The 20,934-nt window shown below is 71.6% G+C and carries 17 protein-coding genes; 9 read left to right on the top strand and 8 right to left on the bottom strand.

From position 1 onward, the window contains the following. Window positions 1–72: 72 nt before the first annotated feature. Entirely contained in the window at window positions 73–1,266 is a 1,194-nt protein-coding gene (locus tag ACWDS7_RS13295; protein WP_451929479.1) for an MFS transporter, read from the bottom strand. A gap of 108 nt (window positions 1,267–1,374) precedes the next feature. After that, on the bottom strand, window positions 1,375–1,881 hold the full coding sequence (locus ACWDS7_RS13290; protein ID WP_306864766.1) for a TetR/AcrR family transcriptional regulator: 507 nt from the start codon (window positions 1,879–1,881) through the stop codon (window positions 1,375–1,377). A gap of 110 nt (window positions 1,882–1,991) precedes the next feature. Between ACWDS7_RS13290 and ACWDS7_RS13285 the strand changes: the two genes are divergently transcribed. Beyond that, window positions 1,992–3,155, top strand: a complete 1,164-nt coding sequence (locus ACWDS7_RS13285; RefSeq protein ID WP_451929478.1) for a cysteine desulfurase family protein — start codon at window positions 1,992–1,994, stop codon at window positions 3,153–3,155. A gap of 201 nt (window positions 3,156–3,356) precedes the next feature. Here the strand turns inward: ACWDS7_RS13285 and ACWDS7_RS13280 are convergent, their stop codons facing one another. Beyond that, complete coding sequence (locus tag ACWDS7_RS13280) at window positions 3,357–4,403, bottom strand: DUF695 domain-containing protein (RefSeq protein WP_451929477.1); 1,047 nt, start codon at window positions 4,401–4,403, stop codon at window positions 3,357–3,359. A 59-nt stretch (window positions 4,404–4,462) separates the two neighbouring features. Here ACWDS7_RS13280 and mnmA point away from each other — a divergent pair, with 59 nt between their 5' ends. The 4 genes from mnmA (at window position 4,463) to ACWDS7_RS13260 (ending at window position 8,817) form a co-directional block, all read left to right on the top strand. Next, a complete protein-coding gene (gene mnmA, locus ACWDS7_RS13275; RefSeq protein ID WP_451929476.1) occupies window positions 4,463–5,533 on the top strand; it encodes a tRNA 2-thiouridine(34) synthase MnmA in 1,071 nt (356 codons plus the stop codon). 210 nt (window positions 5,534–5,743) lie between these two features. Further along, on the top strand, window positions 5,744–6,139 hold the full coding sequence (locus ACWDS7_RS13270) for a YbaB/EbfC family nucleoid-associated protein (RefSeq protein WP_451929475.1): 396 nt from the start codon (window positions 5,744–5,746) through the stop codon (window positions 6,137–6,139). After that, window positions 6,136–6,453: a hypothetical protein gene (locus ACWDS7_RS13265; RefSeq protein ID WP_451929474.1), complete on the top strand. Its 318-nt coding sequence runs from the start codon at window positions 6,136–6,138 to the stop codon at window positions 6,451–6,453. Before ACWDS7_RS13270 ends, ACWDS7_RS13265 begins: the two co-directional genes overlap by 4 nt. Window positions 6,454–6,459: 6 nt before the next feature. Further along, the gene (locus tag ACWDS7_RS13260; RefSeq protein ID WP_451929473.1) at window positions 6,460–8,817 is read left to right on the top strand and encodes a WXG100-like domain-containing protein; all 2,358 of its coding nucleotides are present in this window, start codon (window positions 6,460–6,462) and stop codon (window positions 8,815–8,817) included. Window positions 8,818–8,872: 55 nt separating this feature from the next. Here the strand turns inward: ACWDS7_RS13260 and ACWDS7_RS13255 are convergent, their stop codons facing one another. From ACWDS7_RS13255 to ACWDS7_RS13240, 4 genes are all read right to left on the bottom strand, one after another. Beyond that, the gene (locus ACWDS7_RS13255) at window positions 8,873–9,124 is read right to left on the bottom strand and encodes a hypothetical protein (RefSeq protein WP_451929472.1); all 252 of its coding nucleotides are present in this window, start codon (window positions 9,122–9,124) and stop codon (window positions 8,873–8,875) included. A gap of 438 nt (window positions 9,125–9,562) precedes the next feature. Continuing rightward, complete coding sequence (locus tag ACWDS7_RS13250; RefSeq protein ID WP_306864791.1) at window positions 9,563–10,204, bottom strand: MBL fold metallo-hydrolase; 642 nt, start codon at window positions 10,202–10,204, stop codon at window positions 9,563–9,565. Between the two features lie 44 nt (window positions 10,205–10,248). Beyond that, window positions 10,249–11,484, bottom strand: coding sequence for a transglycosylase SLT domain-containing protein (locus ACWDS7_RS13245; protein ID WP_451929471.1), 1,236 nt, complete (start codon window positions 11,482–11,484; stop codon window positions 10,249–10,251). Next, the gene (locus tag ACWDS7_RS13240; protein ID WP_451929470.1) at window positions 11,481–11,783 is read right to left on the bottom strand and encodes a hypothetical protein; all 303 of its coding nucleotides are present in this window, start codon (window positions 11,781–11,783) and stop codon (window positions 11,481–11,483) included. Before ACWDS7_RS13240 ends, ACWDS7_RS13245 begins: the two co-directional genes overlap by 4 nt. Window positions 11,784–12,277: 494 nt before the next feature. On the opposite strand from ACWDS7_RS13240, the gene ACWDS7_RS13235 reads away from it, so the two are divergent. The 3 genes from ACWDS7_RS13235 to ACWDS7_RS13225 are packed head-to-tail and all read left to right on the top strand — an operon-like array spanning window position 12,278 to window position 15,110. After that, complete coding sequence (locus ACWDS7_RS13235) at window positions 12,278–12,811, top strand: hypothetical protein (RefSeq protein WP_451929469.1); 534 nt, start codon at window positions 12,278–12,280, stop codon at window positions 12,809–12,811. Window positions 12,812–12,816: 5 nt separating this feature from the next. After that, on the top strand, window positions 12,817–13,737 hold the full coding sequence (locus tag ACWDS7_RS13230; RefSeq protein WP_451929468.1) for a hypothetical protein: 921 nt from the start codon (window positions 12,817–12,819) through the stop codon (window positions 13,735–13,737). 35 nt (window positions 13,738–13,772) lie between these two features. Further along, window positions 13,773–15,110, top strand: a complete 1,338-nt coding sequence (locus tag ACWDS7_RS13225; RefSeq protein ID WP_451929467.1) for a hypothetical protein — start codon at window positions 13,773–13,775, stop codon at window positions 15,108–15,110. Window positions 15,111–15,263: 153 nt separating this feature from the next. Here ACWDS7_RS13225 and eccCa read toward each other — a convergent pair whose 3' ends face one another. Beyond that, window positions 15,264–19,334, bottom strand: coding sequence for a type VII secretion protein EccCa (gene eccCa, locus ACWDS7_RS13220; RefSeq protein WP_451929466.1), 4,071 nt, complete (start codon window positions 19,332–19,334; stop codon window positions 15,264–15,266). A 148-nt stretch (window positions 19,335–19,482) separates the two neighbouring features. Between eccCa and eccD the strand changes: the two genes are divergently transcribed. Next, window positions 19,483–20,928 carry a type VII secretion integral membrane protein EccD gene (eccD, locus tag ACWDS7_RS13215; RefSeq protein ID WP_451929465.1) on the top strand — a complete coding sequence of 482 codons (1,446 nt, stop codon included), beginning with the start codon at window positions 19,483–19,485 and terminating at the stop codon, window positions 20,926–20,928. The last annotated feature ends 6 nt before the right edge of the window (window positions 20,929–20,934 follow it).

Raw genomic sequence — 20,934 nt, 5'->3', positions numbered from 1 at the left:
GCCGTTCTCGCGTTTCCGTTTCCCGGGCGCGGGCGCCGGGCGCGTGGGTGCGAGCACTGTCCGGGTGGCGGGTCAGGCGGCCATCGAGAGCTCGCGCTCGGAGGTCTCGGCCGGGGCGGCGGTCCTGCCGGGCCGGGGCAGGAACCGGGCGGCCAGGGCGATCAGGACACCGAGCAGGACGGCGATGGCGAGTGCGGTCCTGAGCGTCGCCACGTCCGAGAGGAAGCCGATGATCACCGGGCCTAGCAGCAGCCCCGCGTAGCCCATCGCGCCGGTCTGGGCGATGGCCGGGCCGGGGTTGTCGACCGCGGCGCCCGCCAGGGACATGGCCATCGGGGAGACCGTGGCCACCCCGACGCCCACGAACAGCATGGCGGCGATGGCGACCAGGGGTGTCGAGGCCGTGAGGACCACGGCGAAGGTGACGGCGGTGACCAGGCCGGAGGTGATGATCATGCCGCGTGCGCCGAAGCGGGCCCGGACGCGGTCGCCGGCGAGCCGGCCGAGCAGCATGCCCGCCTCCAGGATCGGGTATCCCATCGCGGCCAGGGCCTCGGGGGCGCCGAGGACGTCGCGCAGGTAGAGCCCGTTCCAGTCGGCGACGGTGCCCTCGACCATGAACGCGCAGAACGCGATCACGCCGAGCAGGTAGACCACCGGGGGCATCCGGTGCCGCCGGGCCCGCGCCTCGCGGCCGACGGCGACGACGGGGTCGGGCAGGTAGGCGCGGCTGACGAAGGCCAGCAGGGGCAGCGAGAGCAGGGCGACCAGGGTCAGGTGGGCGGTGAAGGACAGTCCCGCCGCGATGGCCGCGGTGCCCAGCAGGCCCGCGGAGATCGCGCCCACGCACCAGCCGGCGTGCATGCCGTTCATCAGCGGGCGGCCGTAGGCGCGCTCGACCGTCGAGCCCTGCGCGTTCATCGCGACGTCCACCGCGCCGAACGCCATGCCGAAGAGCCCGGCGGCCACCAGCAGCGACGGGAACGTGGGAGCCCAGGCCAGCAGGGCCAGGGCGGCCGCGCAGAGGGGGGCGCCGACCCGCAGGATGCTCCGGCTGCCGAAGCGCGTCATCACCCCGCGCATCGACTGCATGGTGACCAGCGCTCCCAGACCCCACACGAGGAGGGTGACGCCGATCGACCCCTCGGACAGGCCGAGTTTGTCGGAGAGCGCCGGGATGCGCACGGTCATCGATCCACACATGAGGCCGGCAAGCACGAATGTGAGAACCGCCCCGGTGCGAGCGGTCCTCAGGTCGCGGGTCATGGCTCAATCCCTTCAATGATGTTTCAGTCGCTGAAAATTGGGCACACACAAAACGGTCGCTTCCGCAGAGCGGAAGCGACCACCAATGCGTGCGGAGAGTGATCCCGCCTAGGCGGGCAGCAGGTCCAGCAGACGCCGTTTCAACTCGGCGTAGTGGTCGTCGTCGTAAAGGTCGGGGTCGTGGCTGGCCACGTCCCACAGACCCTCGCAGGCCAGGCGCACGATCTGCGCGGCGGCGGGGTCGGGCTCGGTGGCGAGCCCCTCGCGGTGCCAGCGGGCCATCGCCAGCCGCAGGGGAGCGAGCAGATAGAGGTTGCCGGAGGCGCCGGTGACCACCGCCCAGCGTCGCAGCCTGCCGCTCTGCACGGCGGCGAACGTGGCGGCCAGATAGTTCTTGGTGTAGGTGTCGTGGCCCTGGGCGGCGATGAGCTGGTCGAAGTCTTCGATCAGCCGCTCGACCATGCTTTTGATCAGGGCTTCTTTGGTGGCGAAGTGATAGAGCAGGCCGCCCTTGCTGCATCCGGCGCGCTCTGCGACGGCTGCCAGGGTGAGCGCCTGAGAGCCCTGGTCGCAGAGCAGATCCTCTGCCGCGTCCAACAGCTCTTCCCGTCTCATGCAAGCTACTGTACCGTCTGGACGGTTCAGTGGTCAAACCCGGGATGGCGCGCCTCAGGAGCGCGGATACGCTTGGAAGGCAATAGAGGGCTGGGGAGGGGAGTGCGGCCGTGGAGTCCGCCTATCTCGATCACGCGGCGACCACGCCGATGCTTCCCGAGGCGATCGAGGCGATGACCGCCCAACTCGGCCGGGTCGGCAACGCGTCGTCGCTGCACGCGGCGGGCCGCCGCACCCGCCGGGTCGTGGAGGAGGCGCGCGAGACCATCGCCGACGCGCTCGGTGCCCGGCCCAGCGAGGTGGTCTTCACCTCCGGCGGCACCGAGGCCGACAACCTGGCCATCAAGGGCCTCTACTGGGCACGCCGGGCCAACGGGGCGAGCCGGATCCTGATCAGCGCGGTGGAGCACCACGGCGCGCTGGACCCCGCGCACTGGCTGGGCGACCGTCAGGGCGCGACCGTCGAGCTGCTGGAGGTCGACGAGTTCGGCCGGGTGCACCCGCAGACCCTCCGCGCCGCCATCGAACGCGATCCCGACAGCGTCGCCCTGGTCAGCGTGATGTGGGCGAACAACGAGGTCGGCACCGTCCAGCCGGTCCGGGTGCTCGCCGGGATCGCCCGCGACCACGGCATCCCCTTCCACACCGACGCCGTGCAGGCCGTCGGCCAGCTCCCGGTCGCGTTCGCCGACTCCGGCGTCGACGCGCTGACGATCTCCGGCCACAAGGTCGGCGGGCCGATGGGCGTCGGCGCGCTGCTGCTGGCCCGGGGCGTGGACCCGGTGCCGGTGCTGCACGGCGGCGGTCAGGAGCGCGACGTGCGCTCGGGCACGCTCGACGCCCCCTCGGTGGCCGGGTTCGCCGCGGCGGTGCAGACCTCGGTGGCCCGCCAGGCCGAGACGTCGGCGCGGCTGGTCGGCCTGCGCGACGACCTGATCCGCAGGGTCCGCCAGGCCGTGCCCGACGTGATCCTCAACGGCGATCCGGTGAACCGGCTCCCTGGCAACGCGCACTTCTCCTTCCCCGGCTGCGAGGGCGACGCGCTGCTCATGCTCCTGGACGCCAAGGGCGTCGAGTGCTCCACCGGCTCGGCGTGCTCGGCGGGGGTGGCCCAGCCCTCCCACGTCCTGCTCGCCATGGGCGCCGACGCGGTCCGGGCGCGGGGCTCGCTCCGCTTCTCCCTCGGCCACACCTCGACCGAGGCCGACGTGGACCGGCTGGCCGCCGTCATCGGCCTGGTCGTCGAGCGCGCCCGCCGCGCGGGTCTGAGCTGACCGCCGGGCCGGTCCATCGCGGTCTCGGTGTCGGACGCGCCCGCCGTACGGGTCTGGACTGACCGCCGGGCCGGCTCGGTGTCGGGCGCGTCCGCCGCGCGGGTCTGGCCTGACCGTCGCGCGGGTCTGCGCCGCCCGCCGCGGCCGCGGGCGCATGCCGTCCGCGGCCGTGTCCGGGGCACGCGGGGGCATGCGGGGGGATCAGGTCAGGAAGGGCGAGACCGCGGTCCAGCCGGGGTCGCCGACCACGTCGACCCGGGGCCGGCCCTCCTCCCAGCTCACGATCAGCTCCTTGGCGTGGATGGCCGCCTCGCCCACGGGGTCGGCGTATACGTGCAGCACCCGCTGGCCCTCGGCGCTCATGTGCGCGGCGAACACGGCGCTGCCGTGCAGCCTGCTGATCCGGCCGGCGAGGCGCTCCTCGAAGTCGCGCAGGGCCTCCAGGGACCGTCCGGCGGGCAGCCCGTCGGCATCGTGGTGCAGGTAGGGCAGGGTGATCGCGATGTGCTGGTCGAACAGGGGATAGTCGACCGGGCGGAGCGGATAGCGGGCGGTGGCGATCAGGCGGGCCCCGGTGGCGGTCTCCCCCTCCAGGAGCGCCCACTGCTCGTCCTGGAAGCCGGAGGCCAGGTCGGAGACCACGCTGGGCAGGTGCACGGCGGGCACCGCGTCGATCGGCGGGAAACCGGCGGCGGAGATGTCGCCGACCCAGCGGGCCACGTCGTCCTCGCCGAGCAGCCAGTCGAGGGCGAGCAGGGCGGCCTCGGTCCTGGTGTCGTCGTCGAGGATGTCGAAGATCGGGTGGTGGGCGACCACGTCGACGCGGGGGGCGCCCAGGGGGGCCCGCAGGCCGAGCACGAGCTTGTCCAGCGCGAACTCGTAGCCGCCCACGTCGAGCGTGAGGTCCATGGCGTGCGGGTTGGCCTGCCGGGACGGGTGGAACTCCCACAGGGCGTCGGCGGCGGGCGCGGCCGCGGCCCAGCGGTGCGCGGTGGGGCGCAGCTCCGGATCCCCGGCGGAGGTGACCACGAGCGCCTGCTCGGAGCCGAGCCCGGGGGCGATCTCCCACACCAGGGAGGGGTGGACGACCTGGACGGCCGGCCCGATCCACTCGGCCAGCCGGTCGGCCTCGCCCGCGGCGACCATCGCGTCGAGCTCCGGTCTCGCCTCGGCCCACCACGTCCAGAACTCACCGATGCCGTCGGCCGGATCGGAGGTGAATTCGCTCTTGCGCCCGAACAGTCGCATGACCCCGGATTCTCCCAGCACGACGGGGTGCACGCCAACGCGGGTACGCTCAGGGTGTTATGAGACTTCGTGTGCTTGCCGCCATGTCCGGCGGCGTCGACTCCGCCGTGGCGGCCGCCCGCATCGCCGAGGCAGGCCATGACGTCACCGGCGTGCACCTGGCGCTCTCGGCCAACCCGCAGTCGTATCGGACCGGCGCCCGGGGGTGCTGCACGATCGAGGACTCGCGAGACGCCCGCAGGGCCGCCGACGTGATCGGCATTCCCTTCTACATCTGGGACATGGCCGAGCGCTTCCACCGCGACGTGGTCGAGGACTTCGTCAGCGAATACGCCGCCGGCCGCACGCCCAACCCCTGCCTGCGCTGCAACGAGAAGATCAAGTTCGAGGCGGTCCTCGACCGGGCCCTCGCGCTGGGCTTCGACGCGGTGGCCACCGGCCACCACGCGCGGATCGTCGACGGCGTGCTGAGCCGCAGCCCCGACGAGGGCAAGGACCAGTCCTACGTGCTCGGCGTGCTCACCAGGGAGCAGCTCAAGCACGCGATCTTCCCGCTGGGCGACTCGACCAAGGCGCAGGTCCGCGAGGAGGCCGCGCGGCGCGGCCTCATGGTGGCCGACAAGCCCGACAGCCACGACATCTGCTTCATCGCCGACGGCGACACCCGGGGCTTCCTCGCCGACCGCCTCGGCGCGGCACAGGGCCCGATCGTCGACGAGTTCGGCTCGGTCGTCGGCAGGCACGAGGGCGCCTACGGCTTCACCGTCGGCCAGCGCAAGGGCCTGCACATCGACCGCCCGGCCGCCGACGGCCGCCCCCGTTACGTGCTGTCGATCGAGCCGGTCTCCAACACCGTCACGGTCGGTCCCCGCTCGGCCCTGGAGGTCACGGAGATCGTGGCCACCCGGCCGGTCTGGAACGGCCCGGTGGCCGAGCCGCGCGAGCCGCTGGCCTGCACGGTCCAGCTCCGCGCCCACGGCGAGGTGTACGGCTGCCGCGCCCAGGTCTCCGGTGCGGAGGTCCACATCACGCTGGAGGCGCCCGCCACCGGTGTCGCCGCCGGTCAGGCGGCGGTCCTCTACCTGGGAGACACCGTGATCGGGTCGGCCACGATCGCCTCCGCGATCTGACCGGTCCCGGATCCGCGAGGCGGTCGATCGGGGACGCCGGCGTCAGACGGCCGGCCCGCCCGGATGGGGGCGCACGCCCGCGTGGGGCCCTCATCCGTGGCGTGAACGCGTGAGGCGCTCCTGAGATGAATGTGCGGAGAGCTTCGCACGCCAACCTGGTCCGATCAATAATGGCGACATGTCTGGAATGCTTGGTGCGGGTGACTGCCGATGACAGACGAGTTCCGGGCCGTGATGGATGGGCTCGTCGAGGACTACAACCGGCAGGCCGGGCAGCTGCGCGAGATGTACGGCAAGCTCAGCGAGCTGACCGCGACCGCGCGGTCGGAGGACCGGATGGTGACCGTGACCGTGGGAGCGCGCGGCCAGGTGCGGGACATCCAGTTCGATCCGCGGGTCTATCGCAAGCTGTCACCGTCGGAGCTGGCGCAGTCGGTCATGGATCAGATCGGGGCGGCGACGGCCGAGGTGGCCGAGCGGACCCGTGAGCTGATGGCTCCCTTCGTGCCGGAGGGCCTGCCCTACGAGGAGATCTTCGGGGAGGGGGCGGACTTCGCGTCCTTCCTGCCCCAGCCCGTGGAGCCGCTGCCGGAGGAGCGCGGGTGACGGGGCCGTTCGACGGCTATTACGCGGCACCCGAGGAGATACGCCTGCGGAGGGCGGGGCAGTTCGGCGACGAGCGTGACCACGTCGAGGAGCAGCGCGCGGCGCTGGAGCAGGTCTTCCTGCGGGAGGGGATGCCGCTCGGAGACGATCAGTACGGCGCGGAGCTGGAGAAGAATCTCCCGAAGATCAAGGATTCGATCTTCGGCGCCTTCAAGGCGTACACCGACGAGCTCGAGAGCGTGCGCGTGCGGCTGATCACCGGTGCCGGTGGATACCGGTCGGCTGACAGCCCCGGATTCTCTCCCGGCGCGTGACCCCGCATGGGATTCGACGGTTTCCTGGTGCCGGACTGGGTGAAGCCGTGGGTGGGCTGGGTCGTGGGGACGGACTGGCCCGAGGGCGACGAGTCGGGATGCTTCCGGTTGGCGGACGCGTGCGCGGCGACGGCGCGGAGTGTGGCTGAAGGGGGACCGCACGGTGGCCCCGGCACGATGCGGGCGGCCCGGCCGGACTCCGACTGGGACGGGACGGCGCTGCGGGCGTTCGCCGACCATGTGCGCCAGGTGTCGGGCGGCAAGCAGGCCGAACTGGTGGACCGGCTGGTGGCGGCGGCGCTGGAGTTCAACCGGGTGGGCGTGAACGTCGAGTACACCAAGCGGATGATCGAGGTTTCGGTCTGGCTGCTGATCTTCCAGATCGTCTGGCTGCTGGCGGCGGCGGCCGGGCCGTGGGGCGGGGTGTCGCTGGCGTTGATCGGAGCCAGGGCGCAGCTGGCCCGGATGACGGTCCGGCAGATCGCCATACGGCTGATGATCAACATCGGGCTGTTCGGCGGTCTGATGGCCGGGATGGATCTGGGAGTGCAGGCGTCCCAGTCGCGACGTGACGAGATCGACTGGCGCCAGGTCCTGGCGTCCGGTGGGACGGGCGCGCTGGCGGGAGCTTTTCTGACAGGCATGTCGGGCGGTCTGTCGCGGCTGGCTACCGGAGGTCTGCAGGCCGGACTGTCCCGGGCGGAGATGTCGGCGCTGGAGAAGCTGCTGGTGGCGTCGGGCCGATCGATGTGGGGACTGATGGGGCAGTCGGGGCTGGCCAACGGCGCCGCCACGGCGGTCAGCCTTGGGCTGAGCGGCCACTTCGACTGGGAGACGGTGCTCAAGGGGACCACGGCGGGCGTGGTCGGAGGCGCGGACGCGCACTGGGCGGGCGCGAGCCCGTCGTGGCATGGCAAGGACGGCGGGGCGGGCGGGGAGGGCCCTCGGGGCGGACCGGAGCCGCAGCGCGGCGGCTCCGACGTCCCTCCGGGACCGGACGGCCCCGCCGGCGGCCGTCCGACGGGCACGGCGGCCGACCCGACGGCGCTCCCCGGTGGCGCTCACGACTCGGCGGGACAGGCCCGTGAAACGGTGGGTCCAGGCAGGGAGCCGGTCGGCGAGTCGGTCACCGAACTGGCGCACGCCGTGCCCGCCGGTACGGCACGGCCAGAAGTCGGGCTGTCGGAAGGTGGGCGGCCGGAAGGCGGGCGGCCGGAAGGCGGTCCGCCCCGCGCTGACGGTCCGTCCCCGCACCCCGCCGGCCTGCCGCATCAGGCCCCTACCCGTCCCGGTGGGGAGACGGGCCCGGGGCAGGCCGCGCCGGGGGCCACCGGTGGGCGGTCCGGCGCGGCACACGCCGACGGCGCTCCGGGCCCGGCGCGCTCCACCATCGACAGGTTGATCAACTGGGGTAACTACCTGGCCGACGAGCCCGCCGCGAGACCGCAGGACGCACCGGCGCCGCACCGCGCTGAGGCGGCCGGGCGGTCCGAGGGTGAGGGTCCGGAGGGTGGTGAGGCGGCCGGGCGGTCCGAGGGTGAGGGTCCGGAGGGTGGTGAGGCGGCCGGGCGGTCCGAGGGCGAGGGTCCGGAGGGTGGTGGGCCGGAGGGGGAGGGCTCTGACACGCGAGACGCGGTCATGAGCGATGCCGGCGACGGCGGCCAGAATCATGCGGCGGAGCAGCCGAGCCTCTCGCCGGAGCAACTGCGGGAACTGGCCGATGTCCAGGCCGAGGGGCAGCAGCTCCTCTCGGACCGGTTCGGTGACTCCGCTCCCACGGTGGACTACACGTCCGTGCCGATACATCCTGACGTCGCGCGGGAGTACAACCGGGTGCTGAATGAGCTCGCGGACAGGTTCCCGGAGGTGATGAGCGAGGTGGGCACGGTCAGCACGGGCGATCCGATGAACAGGTTCACCCAGCCTGTGGGGGGTTACTCCGTGCTGAGCGGCCCCGACAAGGGGATCTATCTCAACCCCCGCTATCTACGTGACCCCGGGCAGGTCGCTGACCTGTACGGGGCCCGGATGCGGGCGGGCTGGCTGTCGCTCGGCTACGAGGACCTCGGCGCGGTCCTTCACCACGAGTTCGGCCACCACCTGGTCTCACACATGCCCTACAGCGTGGAGCGGGCGCTGATGCAGGCGGTCAGGGAGGTGATCGGCGCGCGGGTCGGCCTCGACACGCCGTTCCTCCCGCATACCGCCGAGAAGGTGGAGGGGGCGTTGTCGCGTTACGGTGCCAGCGACCCGCACGAGATGATCGCCGAGGCGTTCGCCGAATACATGGGGGCGGGCACGCCACGCCTGCTCGCCCTCGCCATCGGCCAGATCCTGGAGTCCTACCACATGGGCGGGCGGTGACGGTGATCACCGAACCGGTGCCGGTGGGGCGGACCGTCTCGCCCGGGACCGGCTCTCAGGAGGCGCCGGTCAGGCTCTCGTAGAGACGCAGCACGCTCTCCTGGCCCTCCCGGAGGACGAAGCGGACGCCTTCGTCGCCGGGATACTCCTCCCGGTGGTCGAATCCGCCGAGGAAGATCGCGTCCGGCACCTTGTCGGGGAAGGCGTCGCAGTATGGCGTCCACATGTCCACCGTGGTCCGCGCCTCAGGATTGCGTCTCAGGCGCAGGCGGGCGCACGCGTCACAGATGCTCGGATCTCGGAGCACGGATGTCTCCCTTCGCAGGATGCCGTCGAGCCTACTCAAGCTCTCGTCCGTCCGTCCGTCCGGCGGGGAGGGAGGGCACCCCCACGCCGGTGGCCGGATCCCGGCCGCCCTGGAAGCCGGGGACCGGCGGTGATGCCGCCTGGCACCTGGCGGTGACCGCGCCGGCGGCCACCATGCTCGGGGTCGGCCGGTAGCAGGGGTCGGATGCGTGTCCAGGCGTCATCGGTGGGTCCGTGGCGACGGATCATGTGCTTCACCGAGTCACGTCATCGTGGTTCCGTCAGGGAAACCGGTCGACGGCCGGGGAGTGTGAGGGGCCGGTAGGCCCCTTGTCTGGAGTTGGGGCAGAGCCCTGATCGAGCGCGGACCGCGCAGCGCGGAGGCTCGGCGAGGCCCGCGCTCAGCGCACAGTGATCTACAGAACAGGGCCCAGGTGTGCTAGGGCAGCGTGACCGACTCACCCGGCTTCAGACGGCGGATCTCGGCCTTCTGCCGGTCCGCCTCCAGGCCCAGCCACGAGTCGATCAGGCCGAGACCGGTGTCGTTGAGCAGCCCGTCGTGGGTGGAGAAGGCCCTGGCCGGGCGGATCTGGCGCAGGTATTCCACCATCTCCGCCGCCTTCATCCACGGCGCGTTGGTCGGCACCATGAGGGTGGGGACCTCGACCCCGGGTGGGGTGAAGGCGTCACCCGGGTAGAAGACCTCCTCCTCCACCAGGAACCCGACATTGCGCACGGTGGGCATGTCCGGATGGTTGGGGGCGTGCCACTCGCCGACGACCCGCACCGCGAAGCCCGCCGTGTCGAAGGTGTCGCCGTGCCGTACGACCTGGATCTTCGCCGGGACGTCGGTGAGCGTGGCGGCCACGCCCTCGTTGGTCCAGATCTCCAACGCCGGGTTGGCCTCGGCGGCCCGGCGCAGCCGGTCGGCCTCCACGTGGTCGAAGTGCTCGTGGGTGATGAGAACGGTGTGCGCCCCCTCCAACGCGGACTCCTCGCTGAAGGATCCCGGGTCGATCACCAGGATCGAGTCGCCCTTCTCCAGGCGGACGCACGCGTGTCCATACTTCGTGAGCTTCATCGACTCAGCCTAACGGGGGGCATGGCGGCCGGGGCCGCCCGGCCTCAGTAGGGCTTGTAGCCGCCGCCGCGCTCGATGGAGGCGATGCCGGGATGCCCGCCGAGAGATCCGTAACGGCCGTAGGTGTACAGGACTCCGGCGATGATGTTGTCGACAGGGTCCTTGATCACCTTGTGGCCCTCGGGGCTCCAGGCGGCGAACGTGGGCGGGATCGTCTGCATCAGGCCCTGGGACGGGACGCCGTTCCTGGCGTTGATGTCCCAGTTGTTCTGCGCGTTGGGGTTGCCGCCGGACTCGTGGAAGATGATCGTCCAGATCCGCTCGACGTCCTTCGGGTCGTTGGGATCCAGGTCCTTGACCTTCTCCAGGAGACCCTTCCTAGACAGGAAGCCGTCGATCTTCCCCGACCTGATGATCGTGAGCGCCTCCTTGATCCACTCCACGAGCTTCTCCTTCGGCGCGGGGACGGTCCCGCCCGGCGACGTGCCGCCGGAGCCGATCACGCCGGACACGTCCCCGCCGGAGCCGCCGGAGCCGCCGGAGCCACCGGAGCTGCCGGCGCCGCCGCTCCCGCCCGAGCCGCCGTTCGCGCCGGCGAGCGTCGTCCGGCTCGGGTCGTCCAGCGGGGTTTTCTTCCAGTCGAGGGTGCGGCCGTCCCCCGGCGTGAACTTCTCGTCACCGGCCACCGGGATGTCGGAGAAGGTGATCGCCCGTTTGTCCATGTGCTGCTTCAGGTCGGCCACCGCCTTGGTGACGGCGCCGTTGGCGTTGTTGAGATGGACCCGGGCATCGGCGATGGCCTTGACGACCGTCGGATTGATCCCGGCGGCGCGTTCCTGCTCCGTCTGCTGGGGATTGTTGGTGCAGTAGGTGTTCCAGTCGGTCACGAGCTGGTTGACGATGCCGTTCACCTCGGTCTCGGCGGTGCCGAGGACGTCGGCGGCGGTATCGAGGGCGCCCGCGCAGTCCGCCAGCGCGAGGTGCATCGCGTCACCGGCCTTGCCGTACTTGCGCATGTGGTTGTCGAACGCCTCCGCCGAAGCGCCCTGCCAGGCCCGGTCCACCCCGTTCACCGTGCGGATGAGCGTGATGGTGTGCTCGCTCACCTTGCCCGCCGTGGTCCGCCACCGGGTGGCGATCGCCTTGACCGATTCCCGGTCGCCGTTGACCTTCATGGCGATGTCGAGCAGTTCCGAGCTGCCCGGGACGACGGGGGTCAGCGGTTGCCTGTCACCGCCCCGGTCGGTCAGCGGTTGCCTGTCGCCGTCCCTGTCGGTCATCGGCGGCCCCCCGGAGGCTCGTCGGCGGTGCGGAGGTTGGTCTCCACTTCCTGCAGGGCGTCCCTGACGGAACGGAGCCGCGTCGCGGCCCAGCCGAGCTCGCTGTCGATCTCGTTCTCGATACCGTCGACGGCCCGTGCCAGGTTCGTGGAGTCGATCAGCCATCCGAACATAAGCGAGTTGGTCAAGCCGCCGGGGGTGGGATAGCCCCCGGCGAGGGTGTCGAAGTCCACCGCCCGGTTGTTCGCCGCCGTGCGGCACGTCTCAAGTGCCTCGAAGTGAACGTCAACACCTGCCACGCAGCCGACCCCCTCCAGCGCTGACACATGGTCGATGAGCGTTGATCATAGTGGATAGCGGTACATCTGGGGGGATTTGTTCCGTCTGTCGCCGGTCCGGTGGGGACGCCGCGGAAGATTCCGCCGGGCGCCTCGGAAACGGCCTCCGGGTGTCACGGTCCGTCCGCCGTCCTTCCGCGCCGTTGACACCGTGCCCGTCCGCCGTCCTTCCGCGCCGTCGAAACCGTGCCTGTCCGCCGTCGGCCGCCGGCATTTCTGAATGCCATGTCTCGCCGCGTTAAATGCGCTGTTCACTGTCGAAACGGATATCGCCACGGTTGCGGCGGAAGTAAGTCACGGAGCCGTGTTTGCGCTGGCCAACCGCCTGTTGCGATGTCTTTTAATCGGTGACACGCCGGGCGTGGTGATCTTGCGTCGAGTATGTGCGTCGCTACTTTATGCATGCGTCTCGTCGATGCGCGGAAACCAATTCCCCATTTCGCCGGAAGAAGGACATGCATAGCATCCGCATATCTGGTCTCATCGTCATGCTCACCTCGGCACTGGCGGTGACCACTGTCTGCGCCCTCACCCCCGCGGCCGTCGCGGCGGCGGCCGCTCCCTCCCGCACCGCCGTCCAGCCGGATCCGCCGCAGGAGCCGGCGGAGGAGCCCTGCCCCGGCGGGGAGCCGAAGCCGTGCGGCGCGCCGAAAGAGGAACGGGACAGCGTCGACTCCGGCCGCCAGGACGCCAAGAAGGACATCGCCGCGGCCAAGGAGGACATCGCCACGGCCAAGGAGAAGGTCGGGCAGTGCCCTCCCGGGTCGAAGCAGTGCATGGAGAGCCTCATCGGCGACGGCGCCCAGCAGCAGAAGGGCATCGACGACACCCGGCGGACGCTGGACGACTTCCGGCCCGCGCCGTCGGACAACGCCGCGTCGGTCATCGACGCGACATGTGACGCGTTCGGCGCGGATCTGCCCGCCGTGTTCAAGTCCTCCGAGTATTTCTCCCAGCTGACCGGTGTCTGCGAGCTGATGAACCCGTGATCGCCATGAACTCCCGTATCCGCAGGATGTCACTGCTGTCCGCCGCCGCCCTGGTCACACTCACGCCGGCGGCCGCGTCCGCCGGACCCCAGCCCGGCCTGCCCGTCGCGCAGGCGTTCGACGGGGACAGGCCGCTGCCGTCGACGAGCCGGGCGGTCGAGCAGTGCGCCGCCGACCCCGGCAACTGCCGTTTCCGGATCGACCCGGGCGCGTCCCGCGAGTACTACAGCGCCGTCAAGTCACTCGGCAACGCGGTCATTAACTGCACCGACGACCCGATCACGGTGCAGCGCCAGGTCACCCTGCGCACCGGCAGCACCGACAACCTCGGCGGCGAGATCACCGGCTCCATCACGGTGGAGGGACAGGTCAACGCCTCCGGCGAGGTCTCCGCCCAGGTGACAGGGGAGGGCAGCGGGACCTTCACCACGCCGAACACGAAGGAGGGCCCCTACGCCACGCTCGGGGCCAAGGGCGGCGCCACCGGCAGCGGCAAGCTGGCGGGCTCGCTCGGCGCCAAGGGCGCCTTCCAGGGCGCCTTCAAGCTCCATTACCAGCGCAGCTGGACCACCGAGAACACCGAGTCCACCAGCTACACCACCACCGTCCGCTCCGGCGACGCCCTGGTGTTCGGGGCCAGCTCCGCCATGCAGCGGGTAGCCGGGAAGATCACCGCAGGCAGCGGTCTGGAGGTGCGCGACGTCGTCGTCGACGGCCCCTCCACCGTCAACACCAGCACCTTCGTCGCCGACACCTTCACCGTGCCGGGCAACACCTGCGAGCGGCTGCGCCCGGCGGGCAAGACCGCCGTGGACGACACCACCAACCGCCCCACCCGCATGGCCGACCTCTCGACGGTCCTGCCCGCGCTGCCGCGGGGCGCACGGCTGAAGGAGCACACCGTGCTCGCCTTCGAGCGTTCCTGACCGTCCCGCCAGAGCACCCTTCCGTGGAGATCATCATGAGAACACCGCACACTCCCGTCTGGGCCGGCGCGGTCCGGGCCACCGTCGTCACCGGCGCCCTGTGCCTGGGTCTGCCCGCGGTCGCGCAGTCCTCGCACGCCGCCCGGCTCGACAGCAAGCAGGTCGCGGTCATCAACGGGGACTTCGCACTGCCCGCCTTCGCCGGCACCGGCCCGGACTGGGCGGCGGTCCAGGGCTGGTCCGTGGGCTCGACCTACGGATCCGGCACCGCGTACGGTGTCGGGCGCTACTCCGGCGCGGCCGCCGGGCACCCGAGCGGCAAGGCGGCCGTCATGCTCCGCTTCCCGACGGCCGCGACCTACTCCTTCAAACAGCGGCTGCGCGGCGTGCGCGCCGGCGCCCAGGTCACCGTCACCTTCGACGACAGCCCGGGGGTCGCCACCGCCTGCACCCCGGCGTCCGTCGCCTCGGGCCAGCCCTACACCGTCGAGGGCTCCGGCGGCCAGGTCGACAACCGGACCACCGCCCCCGACCCGGACAAGAAGGCCAACACCCTCGGCAAGGGCGTCTGGCGCACCGGGCAGACCTACACCTTCACCGCCGGCGAGCACGAGCCGCTGCTCACCTTCACCTCCCAGGTGCCCGCCGCCGACAACGCCAACGGATACTGCGGCCCCATGATCGCCGCCGTGCGGGCGGTCCAGGTCCCGCCCCCGGTGGACAAGTCCATCCCGAAGACCGCCCTGCCGGCCTCCCAGGCCTTCTACGGCAATGACCGCAGGACGGTGGCCGAGGCGGTGAACCACTGCGCCGGCGCGCCGAACAGATGCGCCTTCACCCCGGAGGAGGCCTACTCCTACGCCTACTACGAGCCCGCGAAGGTCAACAGCGACACCTACATCAACTGCACCCGCAACGCCCTCACCCGCAACCGCCCCGTCACCTTCGCCGGACGCTCCTACGGTGACCTGCCGGCCAACGCCGGGCTGCCCGGGGGCGCGGCCGGGACCCCGGTCAGCAACATGTCCCAGCAGTTCACCGCCGGTACCGGGACCAGCCCCAGCTGGAGCACCGCCATCACCCACAACGTCACCGAGATCGTCCAGCCCTCGGAGGCGTCCTGGATCGAGACCCAGGCCGGCCGCCGGCGCACCGAGGGCTGGTTCACCTCCACCCCGGCGCCCGCCGACCCGCACACCGAGTGGCGCCTGTACACCGTCCTCGACTACTCCTCCGTCGAGCTGTCCGACCGCGTCTACCAGCGCACCGGCCCGATGACCGCGTCCGAGAAGCAGCGCTGCCAGTCCGACCGCCCCAGCGCTACCACGCCCATCGGCGCCGGCGCTCCCGCGGGCGGCGAGCGCACTCCCTGACCGGCCGCCCATCCGGGACGGTCTCACCAGGGGCCGGGCAGCCGTGGACGACCGGCTCCCCGGCCTCAGGTCACGGCCGCCGCGGCGGGACCTGAGACCGGCCCTCGCAGCCCGCGCCCGCACGCCCCCGCGGGCGCGGGCTGCCCGCCGCCCTTACTGCGCCTCCCCTTCCGGCTCCCGCGGCTCATCCGGCTGCGGTTCCTGCGGCTCTTCCGGTTCCTGCGGCTCATCCGGCGGCAGGGGCTCATCCGGCGGCAGGTACGCGGTCTGCGTGAGCCGGGCGCCGAACTTCCTGTCGACGTAGTAGCCCCGGCCCGGCGGGAGCGGATGCGGCCGCACGTTGCCGAACAGGAAGCCCTCGTCCTTGTTGCCGGACAGGATCACCGCGGGGCTGGCCATGTCCTTCATCCGCTGGATGAGCGGGTCGTACATCGCCCGGCCGACGCCGCCCATCGCCCGCGACATGATCAGGTGCAGCCCGATGTCACGGGCCTGCGGCAGCAGGTCCGCCAGCGGCAGCAGTGGGTTCGCCGAGGTCGCGACCAGGTCGTAGTCGTCGACGACGATGTACAGGTCCGCCCCCTGCCACCAGCTTCTCGTCCGGAGCTGCTCGGGGGTGAGGTCGGCCGGGGGCAGCCGGTTGAGCAGCGCGGCGCGCACGTCGTTGATCAGCCCCGTCGCCGCCGCGCTGGAGGCGGCGTAGCCGATGCGGTGCTCGGTGACGGCGGAGTCCAGCAGCGCCCGCCGGTAGTCGATCACGATCATCCTGGCCTCGTACGGCGTGCGCCGGGCGACCAGGCCCTCGGTGATCAGGCGGAGCAGGTTGGACTTCCCGCTCTCGGTGTCGCCCACCACGATGAAGTGCGGGTCGGTGTCGAAGTCGATCATGACGGGCGCCAGGGTGGCCTCGTCGATGCCGATCGGGATCCGGCCCGGCCCCGTCTGCTCCGGGTCGGGCAGCGTCTCGGCCGGCAGCACCGGCGGCAGCAGCCGCACGCCGGGGGCGGGGGGACCCTGCCAGGCGTCCCTGACCGCGTGGACGAGCGCACGCACGCCGACGGACAGGTCCTCGGCCTTCTGGACGCCGTCGATCCTGGGGAGCGCGGACAGGAAGTGCAGCCCCTCCCTGGTGAGCCCGCGGCCCGGGACCCCCTCGGGCACGGCCAGCGCCGACTTGCGGTTGACCTCGGACTCGTAGGCGTCACCGAGCTTGAGCTCCACCCGGGTGCCGAACAGGTCCCGGATGCCCGGCCGGAACTCCGACCACTTGTTGGTGGAGGCGACGACGTGGATGCCGTAACCGAGGCCACGGCCGGCCAGGTCGGTGATGACGGGTTCGAGCGACTCGAAGTCCTGCCGGACGGTCAGCCAGCCGTCGACCACCAGGAAGACGTCACCGAACTTGTCCCCCTCGATCGTCCCGTCGGCGACCTGGCGCCGGTAGGTGAGGATCGAGTCGATCCCCTGCTCGGTGAAGTCGCGTTCCCGCTGTTCGAGGAGGGCGGAGATCTCGGCGACCGTGCGGCGGACGCGGTCGCCGTCGAGACGGCTGGCGACCCCGCCCACGTGGGGCAGTCCCTCCAGCGAGACGAGCGAGCCGCCGCCGAAGTCCAGGCAGTAGAACTGCACCTCGCGCGGGGTGTGCATGAGCGCCATGCTGGTGATCAGCGTGCGCAGCACCGTGCTCTTGCCGCTCTGCGTGCCCCCGGCGACGCCGACGTGGCCGGCCGCCCCCGACATGTCCAGCCAGAACGGGTCGCTGCGCTGCTCGAACGGCTTGTCGATGAGACCTACGACGGCGTGGAGCTGGCCCCGGCCGCCCCACCCGGTCGTGCTGAGCCCGAACTCCGGCGTGGCCGACAGCGGCGGGAGCAGGTGGGCGAGGGTCGGGGGCTCGCCCAGCGGGGGCAGCCAGATCCGGTGTGCGGGCGGTCCCTGGCCGTTCAGCCTCTCCACCACGATGTCGAGCAGGCTGACCGAGCCCCTCTCGGGAGGCGCGTCCGCCGACGTCAGCTCCTTCTTGGGCTCCTCCACGACGGGGACCGGGGCGAAGTCCGGGCCGTACTCCACCACCTGCCGCAGCGGACCCTGCCCGTCCGGCACCGCCGCGTTACGGGGGTCCACCTGATAGGACCCGGACACGTAGGCGGCCTTGAACCGGGTCATCCCGGTGGTGTCGAACTTGAGATAGCCGTTGCCGGGGGCGGACGGCAGCTCGTAGGCGTCGGCGACGCCGAGCACGACCCGGCTCTCCATCGCCGAGAAGGTGCGCAGGCCGACCCGGTAGGACAGGTGGGTGTCCAGACCGCGCAGCCGTCCCTCCTCCAGCCGCTGGGAGGCCAGCAGGAGGTGGACGCCGAGGGATCGGCCGAGCCGGCCGATCATCACGAACAGCTCGATGAACTCGGGTTTGGCCGACAGCAGTTCGCTGAACTCGTCGATCACGACGAACAGCGTGGGCATCGGCTTGAGGTCGACGCCCTGCTCGCGGGCGCGCTCGTAGTCGCGCAGGGAGGCGTAGTTGCCGGCGGCGCGCAGCAGCTCCTGGCGGCGGACCATCTCACCGTGCAGGGCGTCGTACATGCGGTCGACGAGGGGCAGCTCGTCTTCGAGGTTGGTGATGACCGCCGAGACGTGGGAGAGGGTGTCGAGGCCCAGGAAGGTGGCGCCACCCTTGAAGTCGACCAGGACGAAGTTCAGGATCTCCGACGAGTGGGTGATCGCCAGACCGAGCACCAGGGTCCGCAGCAGCTCGCTCTTGCCCGACCCGGTGGCGCCGATGACCAGGCCGTGCGGCCCCATGCCGCCCTGCGCCGACTCCTTGATGTCGAGTTCGACCAGGCGCCCGTCCACGCCGAGGCCGATCGGCACCCGCAGCCGGTTGCGCCCGGCCCTGGGCCGCCACGCCAGCGCCGCGTCGAGGCGGGTCGGGTCGCCGACGCCGAGCAGGTCGGTCAGGGAGGTGTTCATCGAGAGCACGTCCTGCGTCTCCCCGCCCTTGGCGGTCGACACGCGCAGCGGGGCGAGCTGGCGGGCCAGCCCCTCGACCCGCAGGAAGTCCAGCCGGTCGGGGTCGCCGAGGCGGGTCGAGGTCTCCTTGCCGGCGTGGTCGATCTTCACCATGAAGAAGCCGTCCTCCTGGATGTCCAGCCGGAGGGTGTTCTTCTCCTCGATCGGTCCCGCCGACCCGGACAGGTCGATCACGGTGACGCCCTGGATGGCGTCGGTGCCGAGCTGGGAGTCGTGCGGCACGTGGCCGCCGTCGATGATCAGCACGTGGTACGGCAGGGCGTCGGAGGAGGCGCCGGGCCTGAACCGCGCGCGCTCCTTCAGCTCCGGGCCGAGCAGCCGGTCGAGCTCGCCGAGGTTCTCCGCCATCAGCCGCACCTGGCCGGCGGCGTCGGTCTCCTCCGGGTGCAGCGCGTGGGGCAGCCACTTGACCCAGTCCCACTGGGTCATCCACTCCTTGCTCGCGCACACCATGATCCGCATGTCGTCGGGGGAGTGGAACACGGTCATCTGGGCGATCATCGCCCGCACGAGCTCGCGCACGGCGACCGGGTCGCCGGTCAGGTTGATCCGGGCGAAGGAGTGCAGGGCCACGGCCACCGGCAGTTCGGCGACCGTCGAGTGCGCCCGGACGAATCTGCGCAGCGCGCCGGCCGACAGGGCGTCCAGATCCTCGACCGGCTTGGAGTCGGGCGGGATCAGCTGGACGGCGAGCTTCTGCACACCCGTGCCGAGCCGTACCGTGCCGAAGTCGTCGTCGCGGGGCCGCCGCTCCCACAGGCGCTGGCTCATCGCCACCCACCACAGCGAGTCGGGGGCGGGGCCGCTCCATTCGAGGGCCTCGCGCTGCTGCGTGGCCGCCCGCCGCACCTTCTTGCGGACCTGGGAGAGATAGCGGAAGTAGTCGCGGCGCAGGCCGTTGAGCCGCTGCTTGCGCTCACCGGACTGGCGGCCGATCTGGCCCAGCGTCATGCCCATCATGGATATGGCGAACAGGCCGCTCGCCACGTACATGATCGGGTTGGAGTTGCCGCCGGCGGTGAACATCAGGCCCATCGCGGCGCCGCCGGCGACCATCGGCAGATAGGTGAGCACCGCGGTGAACCCCTGGGACTGGACCTCGGGGATCTCCGGCGGAGACTCGAGCAGGATCTCGCCCCGCGGCGGCTTGGGCGGTGGCCGGCGCTCCGGGCGCCGTACGATGACGATGCTCACCCTGGAATCGCCCCCCTGATCGTTTGCGGTCCTTTCCTACCAGAAAACGTTTATGTGCGGCTGTCGCGCATGATCCCCGTTCTCCCCGATACCGTATCCGTGGATGTCCACGATGTCCGTGATGCCTGTGGTGAGAGGGAGTACGACTGTGAGGTCGCTGGCTCAACCGCCCGCTCAGGGGCCGATGCTGCAGAGCGCGCTGGCGCAGTTCGCCCCGCCGCTGCCGACCCTGTGCCACGTCACGATCGTGGCCCCCCGCAGGAAGGTCGATCTGGCGCTGCCCGCCGACATCCCGCTGCCCCACGTGCTGCCGAGCCTGCTGCGCGCGGTCGACGAGGTGGGCGGCGACTCGGCGGCGGCCCCCGGATGGGTGCTCCAGCGGCTCGGCGGCCCCCCGCTCGACATCGGCCAGAGCCTCGGCGCCCTGGGCGTGCTCGACGGCGAGGTGCTCTATCTCAGGCCGCGCGAGGCCGTGCTGCCCCCCGCCATGTTCGACGACGTGGCCGACGTGGTCGCCACCGGCGTCACGGAGGGGAACGGGAAGTGGACCGACCGGCACACCCGCCTGGTGGGGGTGGGGGTCGCGACCGCGGTCCTGGTCGCCGGTTCGGCGGCCCTGGCGCTGACGGGGCCGCCGTGGACGGTCTCCGCGGTGCTCGCCGGGGTGTTCGCGTTCCTGCTGATCGTCGCGGGCACCGCGCTGTCCCGGGCCGTGGGCGACTCGCCCGCGGGCGCGCTGATCGGCTACGCGGCCCTGCCGTACGGCTTCTTCGCCGGGCTCATGGCGCCGGCGGGCGCCGGGGGCGCGTTCGGCTTCGGCGCGCCGAACATGCTCGCCGCCTTCGCCACCGTCGGCCTCGTGGCCACCATCGGCGTGATCGCGATCGCCGACGGCGTGCCGGGCTTCCTCGGCACCGCGATCGCCTCGATGGCCGGATCGCTGAGCGCCGCCGTCGTGATGATCTCCGGTGCCTCCGCCGCGGGAGTCGCCGCGGTCACCCTCGCGATCCTGCTGGCCTTCAGCCCGCTGATCCCGATGCTGTCCTTCCGGCTGGCCCGCCTGCCGATGCCCACGATGCCGACCAGCGCCGACGAGCTGCGCAACGACAACCAGCAGATCGACGGGGCCTCCATCCGGGAGCGCACCGTCCACGCGCAGCGCTACGCGACCGGGCTGGTCGCCGGGGTCGGCATGGTGGCGCTGGTCGCCCTGCTGTATCTCGCGATGGCCGACGGCTGGGTCGCCGTGGCCACCGCGTCGACGCTGTCGCTGACGCTCATCATGCGGGCCCGGGTCTTCCAGGGGCTCGGCCAGCGGCTCTGGCTGATCGTCTCTGGCCTCGTCGGGATCGTCACCCTCGTGATCTCGCACGTCGCCGGCGCGGGCGGCGTGGCGGCGGTCGCCGCGGTGATGGGGCTGCTGGGCGTCGCGGTGATCTCGGCGGTCATCGGGCTGTGGCTGCCGTCCGGGAAGCCCTCCCCCTTCTGGGGGCGCGCCGGGGACATCCTGGAGGTCCTGCTGATCGTCTCGCTGTTCCCGCTCGCCCTCGGCGTGCTGGACGTCTACTCCTGGGTGCGCGGTCTGGCGGGCTGAGCGCGG

This window comes from Streptosporangium sp. NPDC003464, assembly GCF_053588315.1.
This window is presented reverse-complemented; position numbering and strand designations above follow the sequence as displayed.